Here is a 16,923-nt window from a genome sequence, read left to right as displayed (position 1 = left end):
CGGCCGGTTCGGTACGGCGTTACGCCTCGGCGCGGATCCGGGCGACGCGTCGGGACGCCCAGGTCCCGCTCAGCGGTCCGATGACGACGAGCAGCAGCCAGGTCAAGCGCCCCCAGTCGGCGCCGAACGCATACGCGATGGGGATCGATGCGAGGAAGACCAGCGGCGTCGTCATCGAATCGAGGAAGTTCACGAAGTCGGCACGTCGGGGAAGGGGATCGGCGAGGACCCCGTCATGTCTGGCGACGTAGAACATCGCCGACTGGGCGAAGATCGCCGCCGAGATGTTCACGGCGTAGACGGCGACGGCGAGCGGCGCCTCGCTACTGCCCTCGTCGCTGATGCCCTGCGTGGTGAACGGGATGAGCACGACGAACGCGATCGCCACGAGGTTGGCGACGATCACTCCTGGGGTCAGGGCACGGAACCCCGCGACGAGTCGGTGGTTCACGCGCCAGAACACCGCGATCACGATGAAACTGATGGCGAAGCCCATGAGCTGGATGCCGAGCCCGCTGCCGAGCAACGTGCCGGGGTCCACCCAGGCGGCGGCGTCCGTCGGGTCGATGTTCACCGCCAGCAGTGTCAGCGCGAACGCGTAGACGGCGTCGAAGAAGGTGAACGCACGAGCGAACTCGACGCTGTCGCGGCGATAGTGTCTCTCGGCCGATTCCCTTGTGGTGCCCACGAGAGGAGTGTGCCGCGTGGCGGCGCCACGCGGCATCCGACTCGCCGGTCAGTTCCAGTCGACGGCGTGCGCCCAGCCGGCGATGTAGGCGCGCTCGTTCTCGCCGAGACGCACACCGAGACGCGGCATCGGACCGGCGTCGAGCTCGCAGAGCTCATAGATGCGGCGCACGACGAACCACCGCAAGGGGGCGTTCAGGTTCTCGAGTACTTCGAGTTGGAGGGTGCGTTCGAGCATCGGCCACCAGACGCCGATGGGCGGCAGGCCATGAGCGCCGCGCCGGCGCTCGTCGTGCTCGGGGTGGTCGATGATCGAACTCATTGTGCCGGCTCCTCGGAAATCTCGCCGGTCTCCGGGTCGCGCACGACCACTCGCTCTTCGGGGTCAGCGTCTTCCTCAGCCCGGTGGTGCTGCTCGACGGCGTGGACCGCCGCGTCGAGTTCCTCCGCCGCGTTCGGATCTTCTGGACCATCCGGAATCAGTGGGCCAGGATCGGACATCGGTGGCTCCCTCTCTCATGGGTGGCCGGTGCTCCCCATCGAGCCCGGCCGCACCCGACGCTACGCGTCGGCCCACCGCCGCGGCAGGGGATTGACCCGGCGAGAGCCGCGTGCTACTCCTGACTCGAGTCAGGCCAGTACGGCGATCAGGCCAGCACGTCGCCGAGGTCGTACGCGACGGGGCGGTCGAGCTGGTCGAACGTGCACGAGCGCTGCTCCCGGTCAGGGCGCCAGCGCGCGAATTGCGCGGTGTGCCGCAACCTCGCCCCCTCGAGCTGGTCGTAGCGCACCTCCGCCACGAGTTCGGGCCGAAGTCGAACGAACGAGACGTCGCGGCTCGAGGAGAAGCGGCTGCGATCGGTCTCGCCGCGGACCGCCTCGCCGTTCGGGTCGCGGACCACGTAGGGCTCGAGCTCGTCGATGAGCTCGAGCCGCCGGGCGTCGCTGAACGCGGAGGCGCCGCCGACATTGCGCAACTCGCCGGTGTCGTCGTAGAGGCCGAGCAGCAGCGAGCCGACACCTCTGCCGGAGGTGTGCACCCGGTAGCCGACCACGACGACGTCGGCGGTGCGGTGGTGCTTGGCCTTCAGCATCACTCGCTTGCCGGGCGCATAGGGCGCGGCGAGCGGCTTGGCCACGACGCCGTCGAGACCGGCGCCCTCGAACTCCTCGAACCAGCGGCGAGCGAGTTCGACGTCGGTGGTGATGCGCGTCAGGTGGATCGGGTGACCGATGCCGCCCACCAGACGCTCGAGCGCCGCCCGTCGCTCCGAGAACGGCTGCTCGATCAGCGACCGGCCGCCGACCTCCAGCAGGTCGAACGCGACGAACATGGCCGGCGTCTCTCGTGCCAGCATCTCGACGCGGCTCGCCGCCGGGTGGATGCGCTGCGAGAGCCGCTCCCAGTCGAGCCGTTGCCCGCCGGTCGCGCCGGCGCTGATCACGATCTCGCCGTCGAGCACGCACGGCTCGGGCAGCAGCCGCGTGAACGCCTCGACGAGCTCGGGGAAGTACCGGGTCAGGGGCTTGGCCCCGCGACTGCCGATCTCGACCTGCTCACCGTCGAATGCCACGATGCCGCGGAATCCGTCCCACTTCGGCTCGTAGACCAGACCGCCCGCGACCGAATCGGGCTCGGGCACCGACGGCACGGCCTTCGCGAGCATCGGCGCGACGTTGAGGTTGATCGCCATCCGTCAACGATAGGCCCCGGATGTCGCGCCCGGCGAGTACTCGTCCCCGCGCCCAGGGCGCCGACCGAGAGCTCGCGCTCAGAGCACGGTGCGAAGCCCTGCCGACAGGGCGGTGTGGTGCTCGAAGACGAGCTTCGTCTCGGTGAGGGCGACGGCGGGGTTCGCCGAGAGGTTGTTCAGCACGAACTGACGCACGTGCTCGCTGTCGCGAACGCGCACGTGGATCAGGAAGTCCTCTGCGCCGCCGAGGAAGAAGAGCTGCGCCACCTCGGGCTGCGTGCGCAGCTCGTCGGAGATCTGCTCCATGAGGTGGCGGGCGCCCGGCCGGATTCGCACGCTCACGAGCGCCTGCAGGGTGAAGCCGAGGGCAGCGGGGTTGATCTCGGCGGTGTAGCGCGTGATGACGCCGCGCTCGCGGAGGGAGCGCACCCGGGCGAGGCACGTCGACGGCGAGACGCCGACGGCGCGCGCGAGGTCGATGTTGGGGATGCGGGCGTTCTCGTGGAGGCGAGTGATGATCGCGCGGTCGATCGCATCGAGCACGATCGGCGCGGTGCCCGAAGGGGCCGGTTCGCTCATCTGCGGCAGATCGACCACGAGAGGGTGTCCTTCCGAACAATTGCAACGGATGCCGCCACTCTACCGAATTCTGTACGGCGAGACTTCACAGATGACGAACAAGCAGCGAACATGGAGGTACTCATCCACACAGCATTCGGAGTGACCATGCGCATCGGCGTGCCCGCAGAGATCAAGAACAACGAGTTCCGCGTCGCGATGACGCCCGCCGGCGCGCACGCCCTGTCGCAGCGCGGTCACGAGGTCGCGATCGAGGCGGGTGCCGGCATCGGCGCCGGATACCTCGACGCGGAGTACCTCGCGGCCGGCGCCACGATCGTCGGCACGGCTGCCGAGGCGTGGTCGGCCGAGCTCGTGCTGAAGGTCAAGGAGCCGATCGCGTCGGAGTACGGCTTCCTGCGCCCCGACCTCACCCTCTTCACCTACCTGCACCTCGCGGCCGACCTGCCGCTCACGCGAGCGATCCTCGACTCGGGTGCCACGGCGATCGCCTATGAGACGGTGCAGCTCGCCGACCGCACACTGCCGCTGCTCACGCCGATGAGCGAGGTCGCCGGCCGACTCGCGCCGCAAGAGGGTGCAGCGCACCTGCACGCCTCGCGCGGCGGGCGCGGCGTGCTGCTCGCGGGCGTGCCCGGCACGGCGAAGGCCAAGGTGGTCGTGATCGGCGGCGGCGTCGCGGGGGAGCAGGCCGCGGCATCCGCTCACGGCATGGGTGCCGACGTGACCGTGCTCGACATCTCCCTGCCCCGACTGCGCGAGATCGACGTCCGGTACGGCGGCGGCATCCGCACGCTCGCCTCGTCTCCCTACGAGATCGCCCGCCAGGTGCAGGACGCCGACCTCGTGATCGGCGCAGTGCTCGTGCCGGGTGCCGCCGCGCCGAAGGTCGTCACCGACGAGATGGTCGCCGCGATGCGGCCGGGCGCCGTGCTCGTCGACATCGCCATCGACCAGGGCGGATGCTTCGAGGGCTCGCGCCCCACGACCCACGCCGAGCCGACGTTCCGGGTGCACGACGCGATCTTCTACTGCGTCGCGAACATGCCGGGCGCGGTGCCAGCCACGTCGACGCCGGCGCTCACCAACGCGACGCTGCCCTACACGCTGAAGATCGCCGACCTCGGCTGGAAGGCCGCCCTCGACGCCGACCCGGCGCTCGCGAAGGGCCTGAACGCCACCGGCGGGCGACTCACGAACGCGGGCGTCGCGCTCGCACACGGCCTCGAGTTCGCGAGCGCGTAACCGGTCGAGGCAGGCGCGTGGCCCGCGCGCCTCAGGAAAGTGTGAGGAAGAGCTTCTCGAGCTCGGCCACGGTGAGGCGGTCCTTGCCATCGGGTGCCAGGGCGGCATCGTCGCTGAGGCATTCGCGCATCGCGCTCGAGATGATCGTGAAGCCCGCCTTGTCGAGCGCGCTCGAGACCGCCGCCAGCTGCGTTACGACGGTGCGGCAGTCGCTGCCCGACTCGACGGCATCGATGACCGCGTTCAATTGGCCCCGCGCGCGCTTCAGCCGGTTGGCGACGCGGCGTTGCGCGTCGCCGGGCGTCGGATGCGTCGGGCTCACTCGGCGCCGCCGAGGGTCAGGGGCAGGCCGGCGCGATACCACCCGAGGATGCCGCCCGAGATGTTGACGACGTCGAACCCCTGCGCCTCGAGGAACTGCGCGGCTTGCGCGCTGCGGCCGCCGACATGGCACATCACGTAGACCGTGCGGTCACGCGGTACCTCATCGAGCCGCTCGACGAGGTCGCCGAGCGGGATGTGGAGCGCGCCGTCGATGCGCGCCTGGGCGAGCTCGTCGGGCTCGCGCACGTCGAGGATGAACGCGTCGTCGATCGCGTGGGCGTCGGCGGGGGAGATCGAATGCATCGTGGTGGCCTCCTGGTGAGTGCGGCGGTGGCGACCGTATCACGATACCCACGGGGTATCGAAACGAGGCCGAGCGCGGCGATGCTCCATTGATTCCGCCGGATTCGCCGTATGGTGTCGGTGTGTGGCGGCTCGATCGGAACGATGACGAGGGGGAGATCCTCCGTTCCGAGACGGATGCCGCAGCCGACCAACTGACACCGGATCCCATGCGACAGGACATCACGAGCCCCAACGGCCTCAGCCTCGGCGACCCAGAGCTCGTCGCAGGCAATGTCGCCGAGCCCGTGTGGCGCCGCTGGCAGGGCGAGCTCGCGGCCGTCGGCGGTCGCTCGCCCCTCGTGCGCTTCGCGGACTCGCCGCGCACCCGCATCGAGCTCTCGACGACGCATCCGGGCGGCCTCCCGCAGTTCATCACGGGCAAGTCGACCCTGCTGTCGAGCCTCATCCGCGATGAGCTCGCGCTACGGAACGCCCGCTTGGCCGCAGCCGAGATCACCCAGAAGGGCATCGAGCTGCGCTCCGTGCGCGGCATCGAGTCGGTGCACCTCGCGATCGGCCTCGCCTCGTGGCGCAACGCCGGCGAGGAGTACCTCGCGCCGGTGCTCCTGCGACCGCTCGCGATCCGCCGCTACGGTCGGGACTTCGAGCTCAAGCTCAAGGGCCAGCCCTACCTGAACCCGGCGCTCGCGCGTGAGCTGCGCGAGCAGTTCCAGATCACGCTCGACGCCGAGGCGTTCGTCGCGCTCGCGATCACGAACGGCGTGTTCAAGCCGCAGCCGGTCATCGACCGCTTGCGCGGCCTGACGTCGCACCTGCCGTGGTTCCACGTCGCGCCGCGGCTCGTCGTCTCGTCATTCGCCGAGGTGGGCCCGGCGATGGCGGCGGATGCCACGCATCTCGACCATCCCGTCATCGACGCGATCGCGGGCAATCCTGCAGCGCGTGCCGCCCTCTCGGTCGAAACCGAGCGCGCGCGTCCGGTCGCGCAAGACGAGCGCCCGCCCTCGACCGACACCCTCCTGCTCGATGCCGACCCCGAACAGGAGCAGGCGGTCGCCGAGATCGAGTCGGGCGCCTCCCTCGTGGTCAAGACCCTGCCCGGCACGGGCGGCACCCAGACGATCGTCAACGCGATCGGCGCCCTCGTGGCGAAGGACAAGCGCGTGCTCGTCGTCGGCTCACGACGGGCGAGCCTCGACGGCATCGCGCACCGGCTCGGCCAAGTGGGCCTCGGAGGTGCCGCGGTCACGACGGCCGGGCTCCGCCGCGAGCTCATCCAGTCGATCTCTCGCAACGAGAAGGCCGATCGGCCGCGCGTCGCCGACGTCGACGACGCCCTCGTGCGACTGCGGAAGGTCTTGCTCGACTATCGCTCGTCGCTCACGCGGCGCGACCCCGAGTTGCGCGTCTCGGTGCTCGACGCGCTCAGCGAGCTCGCCCGCCTCGCCCTCGTGCCCGGTGCGCCGTCGACGACGGCACGCCTCGACCACGCCTCGCTCGTGGCGCTCGCCGAAGGCCGCGACACCGTCGCGCGCGACCTCGTGCGCGCCGCCGCGCTCGGCGAGTTCAGGTACGGGCCGAGCGACTCGCCCTGGTACGGCGCCTCATTCACCTCGACGCTCGAGGCGACCACGGCACACGAGCTCGCGAAGCGACTCAGCAACATCGAGCTGCCCCGGCTCCTCGAACGCGGCCGGGCCCTGATCGCCCAGACGCGGCTCCGCCCCTTCGAGTCGGTCGCCGAGCTCGGGGTGTTCCTCCGTCTCCTCCTCGATGTGCGCGAGACGCTCGATCGCTTCCAGCCCTCGGTCTACGACCGACCGCTCGGCGAGCTCATCGCCGCCACCTCCTCGCGACGCGACTCGCCCGGCATGTCCGGTGCGAACCGACGCCGGCTGCGCCGCCTCGCGCTCGAGTACGTTCGGCCCGGCGTGCACGTCACCGACCTCAACGGCGCACTCCGCGGCATTCAGCAGCAGCGCACGCTCTGGCAGCGGTACTCCGAGGCGGGCGCGATCCCGGGCGTGCCGGTCGGCATCGACGACGTGCATGTCGCGTTCCAGACGGTGGCGAGCGACCTGCAGGTGCTCGACGGACCCCTCGGCGTCGTCGCGACGCCGCGGCAGCTCGCGGCGCGACCCGTGCGCGAACTCGTCACGGCGCTCGCGGGGCTCGCCGCCGAGTCCGAGGTGCTCACGAACCTGCAGGAGCGCACCGCCGTGCTCTCGCGCCTGCGCGACCTCGGCCTCGACCCGCTGCTCCTCGACCTCGCGAAGCGGCACGTGCCAGAGGGTGCCGTCGCCGCGGAGCTCGAGCTCGCGTGGTGGCAATCGGTGCTCGAGTCGATGCTCGCAAGCGACAAGGCACTCCTCGGGGCGAACACCACGGTGCTCGACCGGCTCGAGGCCGACTTCCGGCTCGTCGACGAGGCGCACGCCTCGGCAGCCGGTCCGCAGCTTGCCTGGCGGCTCGCCGAGAACTGGAAGGTCGCCCTCCTCGATCATCCCGAAGAGGCCGATCGGCTGAAGCGGATGCTGCGCGGTGACCGCGTGCGGCCGGCCGCCCTGCACGCCGAGACCCCGCACCTGTTCCGCGCCCTCGCTCCGGTCTGGCTCGCCTCCCCATACGACGTCGCGGCGATCGACGACTCGATCTCGTTCGACACCGTGATCCTCGTCGACGCGGGCGCGACGACGATCGCCGAGAACCTCGGCGCCATCCGCAGGGCGAAGCAGGTCGTGGCGTTCGGCGATCCCGTGACGCAGACCCCCACCCTCTTCGAGACGGCCATCGCCGACTTCGAGCGCCCAGACGGCGCCGCCACCGAGCACCGCGTGGACGCGCTGCACGCCGACTCCGCGCTCGCTCGCCTCGGCGAGCTGCTCCCGACGCTCACCCTCACGCGCAGTTATCGAGCCGGCGGCGAAGACCTCGCCGAGCTCGTGAACAACCGCTTCTATGCCGGGCGCATCGTCTCGCTGCCGTGGGCGGGCAGCTTCCTCGGGCACGGCAGCCTCGGCCTGCACTACGTGCAGGGCAACGGTCTGCCCGATCCGACGACCGGCACCGTCGAGAGCATCGACTCCGAGGTGGCGAAGGTCGTCGAGCTCGTCATGGAGCACGCCGTGAAGCGCCCCCGCGAGTCGCTCATGGTGATCACGGCGAGCGCCAGGCATGCCGCGCGAGTGCACCAGGCCGTGCTCGCCGCGTTCGCCAAGCGCACGGATCTCTCCGACTTCATCCTGAAAGACCGGGCGGAGCCGTTCACCGTGCTCACGCTCGAGCAGGCCGTGGCGCAGAGCCGCGACCGTGTCATCTTCTCGGTCGGCTACGGCCGCACCCCGCACGGCCGCCTGCTCTCGAGCTTCGGCTCGCTCGGCGAACCCGGCGGCGACCGCTTGCTCGCGGTCGGCGTGACCCGCGCCCGCCGCTCGATGGACCTCGTCTCGGCGTTCCGCCCGGAAGACATCGACGAGGATCGCCAGAGCCACGGCGTGCTCGCGCTCGCCAACGTGCTCTCGCAGACCGAGGAACGCGCAGCTGAGCAACCGGCGCCCGCTCCGAGCTCGTCGATGCTGCATGATCTGGCGGCCAGGCTCGAGCGACGTGGCATCCGGGTCAGCGTCGGCCACCGTGGCCGCCTCGCGCTCGCGGCGGCGCACGCGGGCAAGGCGGTCGTCGTCGAGACGGATGACGCCCTCGCGGGCCTCAGCCTGCGGGAGTCGCTACGACTCCGTCCCGACGTGCTGCGCCGGCTCGGCTGGCACTACCTGCGGGTGCACAGCTTCGAGCTCTTCGGCAACCCCGACGCGGTCGCCACGCGGGTCGCGGCGCTCCTCGGCAAGCCCGAGGTCGAGCGTCCCGCGGATGCCGCGACCGCACGCGGATGACCGAGAAGCCGCGCCAGCGGGTCGAGCGTGCGCCGGGGGGCGCGCGTCGTGCCAAGCTCACGCCCGCACCCGGATCGGACCCCTCGCCCGAAACGCCGGTGCCGGGCGCCGAGGGCACCGAGGGCGCTGAGCGCGCGCCGAAGCGCAAGCGCGCGGCATCCGCCGACGACGACCGCATCAACCGCGAACGGCCGCCGCACTGGGGCTGAGGGGCGCAGGCTCAGTACTGCTGGTGCTTGCCCGCCGCACTGGATTCGACGAGCGCACCGCTGCGCTGCTCGACGAGCAGGTCGCGGATCTGGCCCAGGAGCACGAGCTCGGTCTCTGCTTCGGGCTGGGTGGAATCGGGTGTCGCGCCCCTTTTCAGCCGCTCTTCGGCGTGCTTCTTCACGGTGTTGATCGGCAGCACGAAGACGAAGTAGACGACGGCGGCGACGATCACGAACGTGAGGATCGCGCCGATGACCGCGCCGAATTTGACGTCGGCGGTGGCCCCATCGACGGTCGGAAGCCTGAGCACCAATGCGCTGTCGAGGCTGTCGGCCCGGAAGATCGCAGCGATCAGGGGGTTGAAGATGTTCGTCACGAGCGAGTTCACGACGGCGGTGAATGCCGCGCCGATGACGACGGCGACCGCGAGGTCGATGACGTTGCCCCGCATGATGAAATCCCGGAAGCCCTTGAGCACTGCCCCTCCTCGATTCGAGTCGCCGACCGGCGACCTATGCCACGCTAGCCGAGGATCCGGCTCCGCCCGAAGCGCCGCCTGAGGCGCCCGAACCGGACGAGCCCGACGAGCCCGACGAGGTGCTCGACTTCTCGGAGCTGCCCGACTTCTCGGAGCTGCCCGACTTCTCGGAGCTGCCCGACTTCTCGGAGCCGCCGGAGCCGCCGTTGTTGCGAGAGTCGGTGCGGTAGAAGCCCGACCCGTTGAACGTCACGCCGATGGTGTTGAAGAGTTTGCGGAGCCGGCCGCCGCAGACCTCGCACACCGTGAGGGTGTCGTCGCTGAAGGCCTGGTGGATGTCGAAGGCGTTGTCGCACGAGGTGCAACGGTAGGAATACGTGGGCATGGGGAATCTTCCGGTTTCGGGCGGTGCAAGTTCAGAACGCGATGATGCGGGTGGGGGTCACGATGCCGTTCACGGGCTGGTCGTGTACCTCGCGCGGCACCGATTCGACGAATTCGCTGTCGAAGACGACGGCGTACACCGGAGGACATTTTCCCATCGAACCGAGGGTCTTGTCGAAATAGCCCCTGCCCCAGCCGAGGCGCATGCCGGTGGCGTCGATCGCCGCGGCCGGAACGAGGATGAGATCGACGTCGTTGATCGCCATGGGGCCGAGCAATTCGCCGCCCGGTTCGGGCACGCCGTGGAGCCCGAAGGACTCGGTCTCGTCTTCGCCGACCGTCCAGTCGAGCAGGCCGTCTTCACGCGTGACCGGGAAGAGCACGCGGATGCCGCGCGCCTCCGCCCAGTTCACAAACGGGCGCGTGTTCGGCTCGGTGGGCATCGACAGGTAGCAGGAGATCGACTCGGCGCCGGTCGAACCCACGAGCTCCTCGAGCCGTGCGGTGAATCCCTCGGTCGCGAGCTCGCGTTCGTGCTCGGGCATGTTCTGGCGGCGCTCGCGGAGCTCGGCGCGCAGCACGCGCTTCTGAACGTCCGGATCGTCGGGCATGGCACACATCCTAAGCTGATCGGCGAGGAATCCGGGGCGGCGGCGGGTTGGCGACATCCGCTTCCCGGTACGCTGAATTGCATGACTGATCGGATCACGAAGGCCGTCATCCCGGCAGCCGGACTCGGCACGCGCTTCCTGCCTGCCACGAAGGCGATGCCGAAAGAGATGCTGCCCGTCGTCGACAAGCCCGCGATCCAGTACGTCGTGGAAGAAGCGGTCGCCGCGGGGCTCGACGACGTGCTCATGATCATCGGGCGCAATAAGAACGCCCTCGCGAATCACTTCGACCGGGTGACCGAGCTCGAACTGAGCCTCGCGTCGAAGGGCGACGAGAAGAAGCTCGAGCGAGTGAAGGAGTCGAGCGATCTCGCCGACGTGCACTTCGTGCGTCAGGGCGATCCGAAGGGACTCGGCCACGCGGTGCTCCGCGCCCGCAAGCACGTCGGCAATCAGTCGTTCGCGGTGCTCCTCGGCGACGACCTCATCGACGCCCGTGACCCGCTGCTCACGCGCATGCTCGACGAGCACGACAAGCGCGGGGCCACCATCGTCGCCCTGCTCGAGGTCGACCCCGCGTCGATCCAGATGTACGGCGCCGCAGCGGTCGAGGCCACCGACGACCCCGACGTCGTGCGCGTCACCGGCCTCGTCGAGAAGCCGGCGCCCGAGCTGGCGCCGTCGAACCTCGCCGTCATCGGCCGCTACGTGCTGAAACCCGCGGTGTTCGACATCCTCGAGCGCACGCCTCCCGGCAAGGGCGGCGAGATCCAGCTCACCGACGCCCTCATGGAGATGGCGGGCGACGTCGAGGGCACGGGCGGTGTCTACGGCGTCGTGTTCCGCGGCCGCAGGTACGACACGGGCGACAAGCTCGACTACATCAAGGCCGTCATCCAGCTCGCGTCCGACCGCGAGGATCTCGGACCCGACCTCCGGCCCTGGCTCGCCGAGTACGTCGAGTCCTTCGACAGGCCCTGACAGTGCCCACCGCGGTGCTTCCGACACTGCGCGACGGCGACGTCACGCTGCGCCCGATCCGTGCTCGCGACGCGAAACCCCTCGAAAAGGTGCTGCTCGCCAACCGCGGCTGGCTGCGGCAGTGGGAGGCGACGTACCCGGGCGGGGGATCCGTGGTCGACGCGCGGGCCAGCATCCGCAATCTCCTGGCGCACGCTCGATCGGGCAACGCGTTGCCGTTCGTGATCGAGCACGATGGCCAGCTGGTCGGGCAGCTGAACGTCTCATCGATCACGTTCGGCTCGCTCTCGTCGGCCACGATCGGGTACTGGGTCGCGCAAGAGGTCGCGGGGCGCGGTATCACTCCGGTGTCGGTCGCCCTCGCCACCGACTACTGCTTCTCGTCACTTCACCTGCATCGCATGGAGATCTGCATCCGGCCCGAGAACGCTCCGTCGCTGCGCGTGGTCGAAAAGCTCGGCTTCCGGTACGAAGGCCTCAGGCGCCGCTTCATCCACATCAACGGCGACTGGCGCGATCACTTCGCGTTCGCCCTCGTCGCCGAGGAGGTGCCCCGCGGCGTGCTCCGCAGGTGGCGGGAAGGGCGCGTCCCCGAAGACGCCGCACGGGTCACCGCCGAAGACCGGGCGGCCTCCGCGTACCCGCTGCCGATCGCCGATCGCTGACACGCCCGCGGCGAGAGGGGCCTTCCGCTCGCGGTGACCTAGCGTTGTCCCATGGACGTGATCGGTGGGGGTGTTCTCGTGGCCGCGGCCGCTGCGCTCTGGATCACGTACCTGCTGCCGAGCTGGTTGCGCCGGCGGCAGTACCTCGCCACCGAGCGCAACGCGGTGCGGCTCCAGCAGACGCTGCGCATCCTCGCCGAGACGGCCGAGATGCCCGAGCCGGTGCGCCTCGAGGCGACCGCGCGAGAAGTGGCGACGCAGCAGCGCATCCTGCACGAGCACGAGACGACCGCCCGGCTCGAGGCCGAGGCCGCCGAGCACCTCGCGATCGCCGAACGGCGCGCCGCAGAGGGGGCAGCGGATGCCGCGCGCGAGCTCGCCGCAGAGGCGATCGCCGCGCATCCTGTGACCGAACCCATCGCGGTGATCACGCCCGCCAGCGCCGCCGCGGCGCGTCGAGCCCTGCGCCGCAAGCGCGCCCTCTGTTCGCTCACGTTCCTCGCCTCACTCGTGGTCGCCGTCGCGGGTCTCATCGCCGCCGCATTCGGCGGCTCGCTCCTCGTGCCTGCTGCCGGCGGCCTCGGCATGGTGCTCGGTTTCTCTGGCATCGTGCGCCTCGCGAAGCGCCGGGTGCCCCGCGCCGTCGTCCCGGTCTCCGTCGAGCGCGAGGCGGTCTCGTTCGAGCCGATCGAGCTGCCCGAAGAGCCGGCCGCCACCGAGGGATGGACGCCGCAGCCGCTGCCGCGTCCGCTGCACCTGTCTCGAGGCACGATCGCCGCGACGGCGATGGCGTCGATCGAAGCCGCCGCCGAGCTGAAGCGGTCGGCGTCTGAGGCCGAGATCACCCGCCGCACGGCACAGCTCGAGCCCGACGTGCCCGACATCACGCCGACGGCCGCGCCGGCGCCGGCCGCGGCATCCGTCGCCCAGCGCTCAGTGAGCGCGGCAGGGCAGGGTGCTCACCGAGCGCTCGAATCCGCGAATCCCTATGCCGGCATGGGCATCGTCGGCGACGCGAAGCCGGCCTTCGACGACCTCGACGCGGTGCTCCGCCGTCGTCGGCAGGCCGGGTGAGCCGGCGGGTCACCACGACCAGCACTGGTGCGAACCAGCCGCCGGGAAATGATAGGCTCTTTCTCGCTCGGGCCCATGGCGCAGTTGGTAGCGCGTCTCGTTCGCAATGAGAAGGTCGGGGGTTCGAATCCCCCTGGGTCCACCAAACGCCGCTTACTCCAACCATTGACATGGTAGGTGGGGCTTCCCTCCGGGAGCGGATTGAAATCATAATCAGAAGAGGCTGCCGCGGAAGCGTCGGCCTCTTCTATTTGTGCCATCAGACCCCCTGCGGCTGTCCAGGCCATCTGAGCCTCCACAAGCGCGCGGGCGGGTTCGCTGAGCTCGGACTGCACGCGTCCACCCTCGAGGACGAAGATGCGCTTGAAGATCGCTTGGTTCAGGCGTCGGCGCAATTCGTTGCTGGCGTTCTTGTAGAGCTCGTAGGGGTTGCTCAGGAGTTCGAGCCAGCCGCGAATGTAGTCGGCCCCGATGGTGAGGTCGACGTGGACGCGGGACAGCGAAGCCGGGCACGCCGATGAACCCGCGCCTGTTCACCCTGATCGCGCTGGCACAGGCGCTACGAATTGACGTTCGCGACTTGTTGCCGGATGAGATCCCTGACTTGACGGCCGGAAGCACTCACTGATGCGTTGAGGTATGGCACCGAAGCCTGCCACAGCAAGGTTGATGAGCTCGTAGCCGAGCCGAGCCGATGCGGACGGCAGGCCTGCCGCTGCTTCACGACGAGCCGATTCCTTTCCCGATAGGGAACTGGCGAGCCGCCTTCGTTGAAGGGGTTCGACGCGCTATTGAAGGCCACCAGTGAACGCCTGCCAGACATTCTGGGGCGTGGCCTTGCGCTGCGTCCAGATCCAGTCTTGATAGTCGCCGAGAACCGGCTCTCCGTTCGGGAGGTTCATCGCGGTCAGAGGGTGATCGATCTCGAGGTGCACTTCGGCCCAAGCTAGGAACTGCGTCAGCGATTCGCGCCGTGCTTCGTCCTCGACCGTTCGGAGCTCGGAGCGCGCGTCAACGAGGAGCTGTCGCAGGCTGGCATAGCGTTGCCAGGCCGCGTGGAGCTCATCGAGCGAATTCACCCAGGTGCCGTAAGCCTGCCCGCGGGCGCTCCGCTCGGCGGCAATCTGCTGGGCCTGTGCCTGCTCGAGCTGGCGACGTCGCCACTCCGTTTCCCGCTTTCGTTGATCGTCGGACGCCTTCTGGATCAGTGCGAAGACTTGATCGAGTTTTCGCTCGACCTGGGTACGAATGCTGTCCTCCACGTTTGTGCCCGAATAATTGCCTGGGCGGAGCTCGAGCCTGAGCCTGTCTGTCGGGAGGTAGTCGTACCGCGGCGCCCACGAGTGCGACCAACGCTTGTCGTCGGCGATCTCTTTCGCGGTCTTCACGTGCGGGACTCGTTTCTGCGGCCCTTTGAGGCGGATACCGACCGGCTGGTGCCCGGCGTTGATTGTCGCGAGGTCGCTGCTCGGACGGGTCGCCGACTCGACCGTCCAACCGCGACGGATTGCTTCGCGCACGATGCTATGCAGCAGCAGGAGCGCACGGCGCCGCAGCTCTTTCGGGACGTCCAGCCGACCTTGATCGTCAATGATCGCTTTGACGGCCGGGTGTGGGGATCGAAGTTCGGTTGCCAGCGCGACCTCGCCTGGTGACGCGTCACGCGCTGGCGGACTACCGACTGGAGGTGGTGTCGGCGCATCGTTGATTGGATGGGAGGGCGTATCGCGTCTGTCCGGTGCCGGGTCCTGAAGGTGGCTTGGCGCCTTCGTTGCCTTTCGGCCGATCGTGCTCGGGTCCGGTGGATAGGCGCCGTGCTCGAGACAGTAGCGGCCGTCGTCAACGATCTCGGCGCGCCATCGACCGCGCCTACGGTCGAGCTCGATGAGCCCGCGATCACGAAGCGTATTCGCCGACTGCTTGTAGGTCGGGACTGGGATGCTCTCAGGTGGGCAGCCGTCCCTGATCCAGCCAAGAACGGCGAGCTGCGATGCATTGAGAGGTAAGCGCATGCCTCATTCTCAACGCACGCAACGAGCGCAGTCAGCACTCAGTTCGTCATCGCTTCTAGGAGTCATGCCCGAAGGATGGCGGGCGCGCGCTGCCGAATCTCCCGTCGCGTGAGCTACTAACCACCCGCGACTTCTATCGAAGCTTCGGGTTGGAGGAGCACTACCGGGACGATAGCTGGATTATCCTGTACCGCGGACCGCTGGAGCTCGAGTTCTTCCAGTACACCGAGGTTGACCCAGCGACCAGCGCGTTCCGGTGCACGCTGCGCGTCGGTGAACTTGACGAGCTGTTGCGGGCCATCCGCGCGGCCGGAGTGCCCGTGCCCGTGCGCGAGACGGGCTTTCCGCGCTTGCACGAGGCTCAGATGCAGGACTGGCGGCTTCGCGCAAGCTTTCTTGGCCGGCCCAGATGGCATACAGCTCACGCTTATCGAGGAAGCTGGCTGACCCAGCGAACTTGCGGAGACCCTTGGCTGCGGTGCAGTCGCGAATCGGGGAACGTTCGGTGCGTGTGAACCGTCCCAGTCAGGGGAGGTCGGGTCCGCCTGCATCTGCGAGTTCGCGGAGCACGCTGATCGCCTCGTCGGTGTCCTCTGGGACATCCGGGCTGACTTCAGGAAGCGGCCCGGCTGCTTCCTCGTCACCGAGATGTGGGTACTTCTCAAGGAGGAACCGCCGCCGGTACGCGATGTCCGCGGCATCAACGATTGCCTCCAGTGTGGCCCAGTTGAAGGCGCCGCCAAGGGCGATCCCGGCGACGGGGACGACCTTGCCGAGCGATTGCTTGGTAAAGCGAACACTGAATGCCGCCGCGAACCGCTTGGAGACCTGAGTAACAACTGACTTGTCCAGGATCGCCCAGGCCTTGCCGCGGACGAGCGCCTGGGTGAGCCGCGAAATGTCGGCCATCGCAGCGGTCTTCGCGGTGGCTGTCATTGCTGTCCCGGCGTTGACGACGGACATCACGAAGAGCTTCTCGGCAGGCTCTTCGGGGTCGTAGCCGTAGAGCAGCGAGACATGGCCCACGGAGCGAGAGGCGAGTCCGAGAACGACGGCAGCGTCGCCGGCGACCGCGCCGACGATTACTGCTCCTGAGGGCGCTGCCGAGACTCCGCCGGAGACGGGGATGGCGAGTTCTCCTCCGGAGATAAGTAGCCCTGCACCAGCTCCCGAGATCGCCGCGGCGGCCGGGTAGTACCAACTCGCGCCTCGTCCACGGACAACGTCGATCTGCTGAAGGTCGAGGCGACGCAGATCAGAAAGCGACGCGACGTCGTGCCCGCGCCTCTGGTGGCTCGCCACCACCCGTTTGGCAGAGAGTCCCGCTCGCGAGACCCGTCCCAACGCCTGCCGCATCGATGCAATAGCCGCTCCGCTCCAGTCGGCCACGACGTCGGGGAGGGTGTCGGCGACACTGCGAGCGCCGGTGCCGACTGTGCGAGCGCCCTTGGCGACGGCGTCCTGCCCACGCGAAATGGCCGATTGGGCATGGGGACGGTTCTCCAGATAGGTCGTGGCACGCTTGCCGAGTCCCGCGGCGCCGATGGCAACTTGCTCGCCGACGTTTCTCATCGCCCGTGACAGTGGGCGGCCCTTGAACCGTTGGATGCCACGCCATGCCGCGAGCTCGTAGTCCGACGGTTCTATCATGCCGCGAGTGTAGCGGCCCAGACCGACGCGCAGAGAATGACTCGGGTGACTGCTGGAGTCGGCGAGCCTAGCGCATCTGCTGCCGGGTTTTGGCAGGATCTGTCGGTGTCAGTGGTGCCGCTTAGCCTCGTGT

General features: G+C 69.0%; 18 protein-coding genes and 1 tRNA gene. 7 read left to right on the top strand and 12 right to left on the bottom strand.

What is annotated here, in order from left to right:
- Nucleotides 1-19 precede the first annotated feature (19 nt).
- From J7E25_RS03210 to J7E25_RS03190, 5 genes are all read right to left on the bottom strand, one after another.
- Nucleotides 20-688, bottom strand: coding sequence for a TMEM175 family protein (locus J7E25_RS03210; RefSeq protein WP_214867944.1), 669 nt, complete (start codon nucleotides 686-688; stop codon nucleotides 20-22).
- Nucleotides 689-736: 48 nt separating this feature from the next.
- Entirely contained in the window at nucleotides 737-1,009 is a 273-nt protein-coding gene (locus tag J7E25_RS03205; RefSeq protein WP_214867942.1) for a hypothetical protein, read from the bottom strand.
- Nucleotides 1,006-1,188, bottom strand: a complete 183-nt coding sequence (locus J7E25_RS03200; RefSeq protein WP_214867940.1) for a hypothetical protein — start codon at nucleotides 1,186-1,188, stop codon at nucleotides 1,006-1,008. Before J7E25_RS03200 ends, J7E25_RS03205 begins: the two co-directional genes overlap by 4 nt.
- A 146-nt stretch (nucleotides 1,189-1,334) precedes the next feature.
- The gene (locus J7E25_RS03195) at nucleotides 1,335-2,381 is read right to left on the bottom strand and encodes an ATP-dependent DNA ligase (protein WP_214867938.1); all 1,047 of its coding nucleotides are present in this window, start codon (nucleotides 2,379-2,381) and stop codon (nucleotides 1,335-1,337) included.
- A 78-nt stretch (nucleotides 2,382-2,459) separates the two neighbouring features.
- On the bottom strand, nucleotides 2,460-2,978 hold the full coding sequence (locus J7E25_RS03190; RefSeq protein ID WP_215009731.1) for an Lrp/AsnC family transcriptional regulator: 519 nt from the start codon (nucleotides 2,976-2,978) through the stop codon (nucleotides 2,460-2,462).
- A 129-nt stretch (nucleotides 2,979-3,107) separates the two neighbouring features.
- Here J7E25_RS03190 and ald point away from each other — a divergent pair, with 129 nt between their 5' ends.
- Nucleotides 3,108-4,205 (top strand): alanine dehydrogenase, encoded by a 1,098-nt coding sequence (ald, locus tag J7E25_RS03185; RefSeq protein WP_214868166.1) that lies wholly within the window; start codon nucleotides 3,108-3,110, stop codon nucleotides 4,203-4,205.
- Nucleotides 4,206-4,236: 31 nt separating this feature from the next.
- Here ald and J7E25_RS03180 read toward each other — a convergent pair whose 3' ends face one another.
- Together J7E25_RS03180 and J7E25_RS03175 are read right to left on the bottom strand one after the other, a co-directional pair.
- Nucleotides 4,237-4,527 (bottom strand): metal-sensitive transcriptional regulator, encoded by a 291-nt coding sequence (locus tag J7E25_RS03180; RefSeq protein WP_214867936.1) that lies wholly within the window; start codon nucleotides 4,525-4,527, stop codon nucleotides 4,237-4,239.
- Nucleotides 4,524-4,832, bottom strand: a complete 309-nt coding sequence (locus J7E25_RS03175; protein WP_214867933.1) for a rhodanese-like domain-containing protein — start codon at nucleotides 4,830-4,832, stop codon at nucleotides 4,524-4,526. The genes J7E25_RS03180 and J7E25_RS03175 overlap by 4 nt, the downstream gene beginning before the upstream one ends.
- A gap of 122 nt (nucleotides 4,833-4,954) precedes the next feature.
- On the opposite strand from J7E25_RS03175, the gene J7E25_RS03170 reads away from it, so the two are divergent.
- Entirely contained in the window at nucleotides 4,955-8,725 is a 3,771-nt protein-coding gene (locus J7E25_RS03170) for an AAA family ATPase (RefSeq protein WP_374196188.1), read from the top strand.
- Nucleotides 8,722-8,934 carry a hypothetical protein gene (locus J7E25_RS03165; protein ID WP_214867931.1) on the top strand — a complete coding sequence of 71 codons (213 nt, stop codon included), beginning with the start codon at nucleotides 8,722-8,724 and terminating at the stop codon, nucleotides 8,932-8,934. The genes J7E25_RS03170 and J7E25_RS03165 overlap by 4 nt, the downstream gene beginning before the upstream one ends.
- A gap of 11 nt (nucleotides 8,935-8,945) precedes the next feature.
- Here J7E25_RS03165 and mscL read toward each other — a convergent pair whose 3' ends face one another.
- The 3 genes from mscL to J7E25_RS03150 are packed head-to-tail and all read right to left on the bottom strand — an operon-like array spanning nucleotide 8,946 to nucleotide 10,408.
- On the bottom strand, nucleotides 8,946-9,413 hold the full coding sequence (mscL, locus tag J7E25_RS03160; protein WP_214867930.1) for a large conductance mechanosensitive channel protein MscL: 468 nt from the start codon (nucleotides 9,411-9,413) through the stop codon (nucleotides 8,946-8,948).
- Between the two features lie 34 nt (nucleotides 9,414-9,447).
- Nucleotides 9,448-9,798: an FmdB family zinc ribbon protein gene (locus J7E25_RS03155; RefSeq protein ID WP_214867929.1), complete on the bottom strand. Its 351-nt coding sequence runs from the start codon at nucleotides 9,796-9,798 to the stop codon at nucleotides 9,448-9,450.
- Nucleotides 9,799-9,829: 31 nt separating this feature from the next.
- A complete protein-coding gene (locus tag J7E25_RS03150) occupies nucleotides 9,830-10,408 on the bottom strand; it encodes a 5-formyltetrahydrofolate cyclo-ligase (RefSeq protein WP_214867928.1) in 579 nt (192 codons plus the stop codon).
- Between the two features lie 81 nt (nucleotides 10,409-10,489).
- On the opposite strand from J7E25_RS03150, the gene galU reads away from it, so the two are divergent.
- From galU to J7E25_RS03130, 4 genes are all read left to right on the top strand, one after another.
- On the top strand, nucleotides 10,490-11,389 hold the full coding sequence (gene galU, locus J7E25_RS03145) for a UTP--glucose-1-phosphate uridylyltransferase GalU (protein WP_214867927.1): 900 nt from the start codon (nucleotides 10,490-10,492) through the stop codon (nucleotides 11,387-11,389).
- Nucleotides 11,386-12,054, top strand: a complete 669-nt coding sequence (locus J7E25_RS03140) for a GNAT family N-acetyltransferase (RefSeq protein WP_214868165.1) — start codon at nucleotides 11,386-11,388, stop codon at nucleotides 12,052-12,054. The genes galU and J7E25_RS03140 overlap by 4 nt, the downstream gene beginning before the upstream one ends.
- 51 nt (nucleotides 12,055-12,105) lie before the next feature.
- Nucleotides 12,106-13,128, top strand: coding sequence for a hypothetical protein (locus J7E25_RS03135; RefSeq protein WP_214867926.1), 1,023 nt, complete (start codon nucleotides 12,106-12,108; stop codon nucleotides 13,126-13,128).
- Nucleotides 13,129-13,197: 69 nt separating this feature from the next.
- Nucleotides 13,198-13,273: transfer RNA gene (locus tag J7E25_RS03130), tRNA-Ala, on the top strand.
- Nucleotides 13,274-13,916: 643 nt separating this feature from the next.
- On the opposite strand, the gene J7E25_RS03125 is transcribed toward J7E25_RS03130, so the two are convergent.
- Together J7E25_RS03125 and J7E25_RS03120 are read right to left on the bottom strand one after the other, a co-directional pair.
- Nucleotides 13,917-15,140, bottom strand: a complete 1,224-nt coding sequence (locus tag J7E25_RS03125) for a hypothetical protein (protein WP_214867925.1) — start codon at nucleotides 15,138-15,140, stop codon at nucleotides 13,917-13,919.
- Between the two features lie 525 nt (nucleotides 15,141-15,665).
- Entirely contained in the window at nucleotides 15,666-16,712 is a 1,047-nt protein-coding gene (locus J7E25_RS03120) for an EcsC family protein (RefSeq protein ID WP_251038769.1), read from the bottom strand.
- Nucleotides 16,713-16,923 lie beyond the last annotated feature (211 nt).

The sequence above is a fragment of the Agromyces sp. ISL-38 genome (assembly GCF_018613935.1).
In the GTDB taxonomy this organism is placed as follows: Bacteria; Actinomycetota; Actinomycetes; order Actinomycetales; family Microbacteriaceae; genus Agromyces.
This window is presented reverse-complemented; position numbering and strand designations above follow the sequence as displayed.

What these genes read in the sequence shown, in the direction of transcription:
- J7E25_RS03205 (WP_214867942.1), bottom strand. Translation starts at nt 1,009, where the DNA reads ATGAGTTCGATCATCGACCACCCCGAGCACGACGAGCGCCGGCGCGGC.
- J7E25_RS03200 (WP_214867940.1), bottom strand. Translation starts at nt 1,188, where the DNA reads ATGTCCGATCCTGGCCCACTGATTCCGGATGGTCCAGAAGATCCGAAC.
- J7E25_RS03195 (WP_214867938.1), bottom strand. Translation starts at nt 2,381, where the DNA reads ATGGCGATCAACCTCAACGTCGCGCCGATGCTCGCGAAGGCCGTGCCG.
- ald (WP_214868166.1), top strand. Translation starts at nt 3,108, where the DNA reads ATGCGCATCGGCGTGCCCGCAGAGATCAAGAACAACGAGTTCCGCGTC.
- J7E25_RS03175 (WP_214867933.1), bottom strand. Translation starts at nt 4,832, where the DNA reads ATGCATTCGATCTCCCCCGCCGACGCCCACGCGATCGACGACGCGTTC.
- J7E25_RS03165 (WP_214867931.1), top strand. Translation starts at nt 8,722, where the DNA reads ATGACCGAGAAGCCGCGCCAGCGGGTCGAGCGTGCGCCGGGGGGCGCG.
- J7E25_RS03155 (WP_214867929.1), bottom strand. Translation starts at nt 9,798, where the DNA reads ATGCCCACGTATTCCTACCGTTGCACCTCGTGCGACAACGCCTTCGAC.
- J7E25_RS03150 (WP_214867928.1), bottom strand. Translation starts at nt 10,408, where the DNA reads ATGCCCGACGATCCGGACGTTCAGAAGCGCGTGCTGCGCGCCGAGCTC.
- galU (WP_214867927.1), top strand. Translation starts at nt 10,490, where the DNA reads ATGACTGATCGGATCACGAAGGCCGTCATCCCGGCAGCCGGACTCGGC.
- J7E25_RS03135 (WP_214867926.1), top strand. Translation starts at nt 12,106, where the DNA reads ATGGACGTGATCGGTGGGGGTGTTCTCGTGGCCGCGGCCGCTGCGCTC.
- J7E25_RS03125 (WP_214867925.1), bottom strand. Translation starts at nt 15,140, where the DNA reads ATGCGCTTACCTCTCAATGCATCGCAGCTCGCCGTTCTTGGCTGGATC.
- J7E25_RS03120 (WP_251038769.1), bottom strand. Translation starts at nt 16,712, where the DNA reads ATGAGAAACGTCGGCGAGCAAGTTGCCATCGGCGCCGCGGGACTCGGC.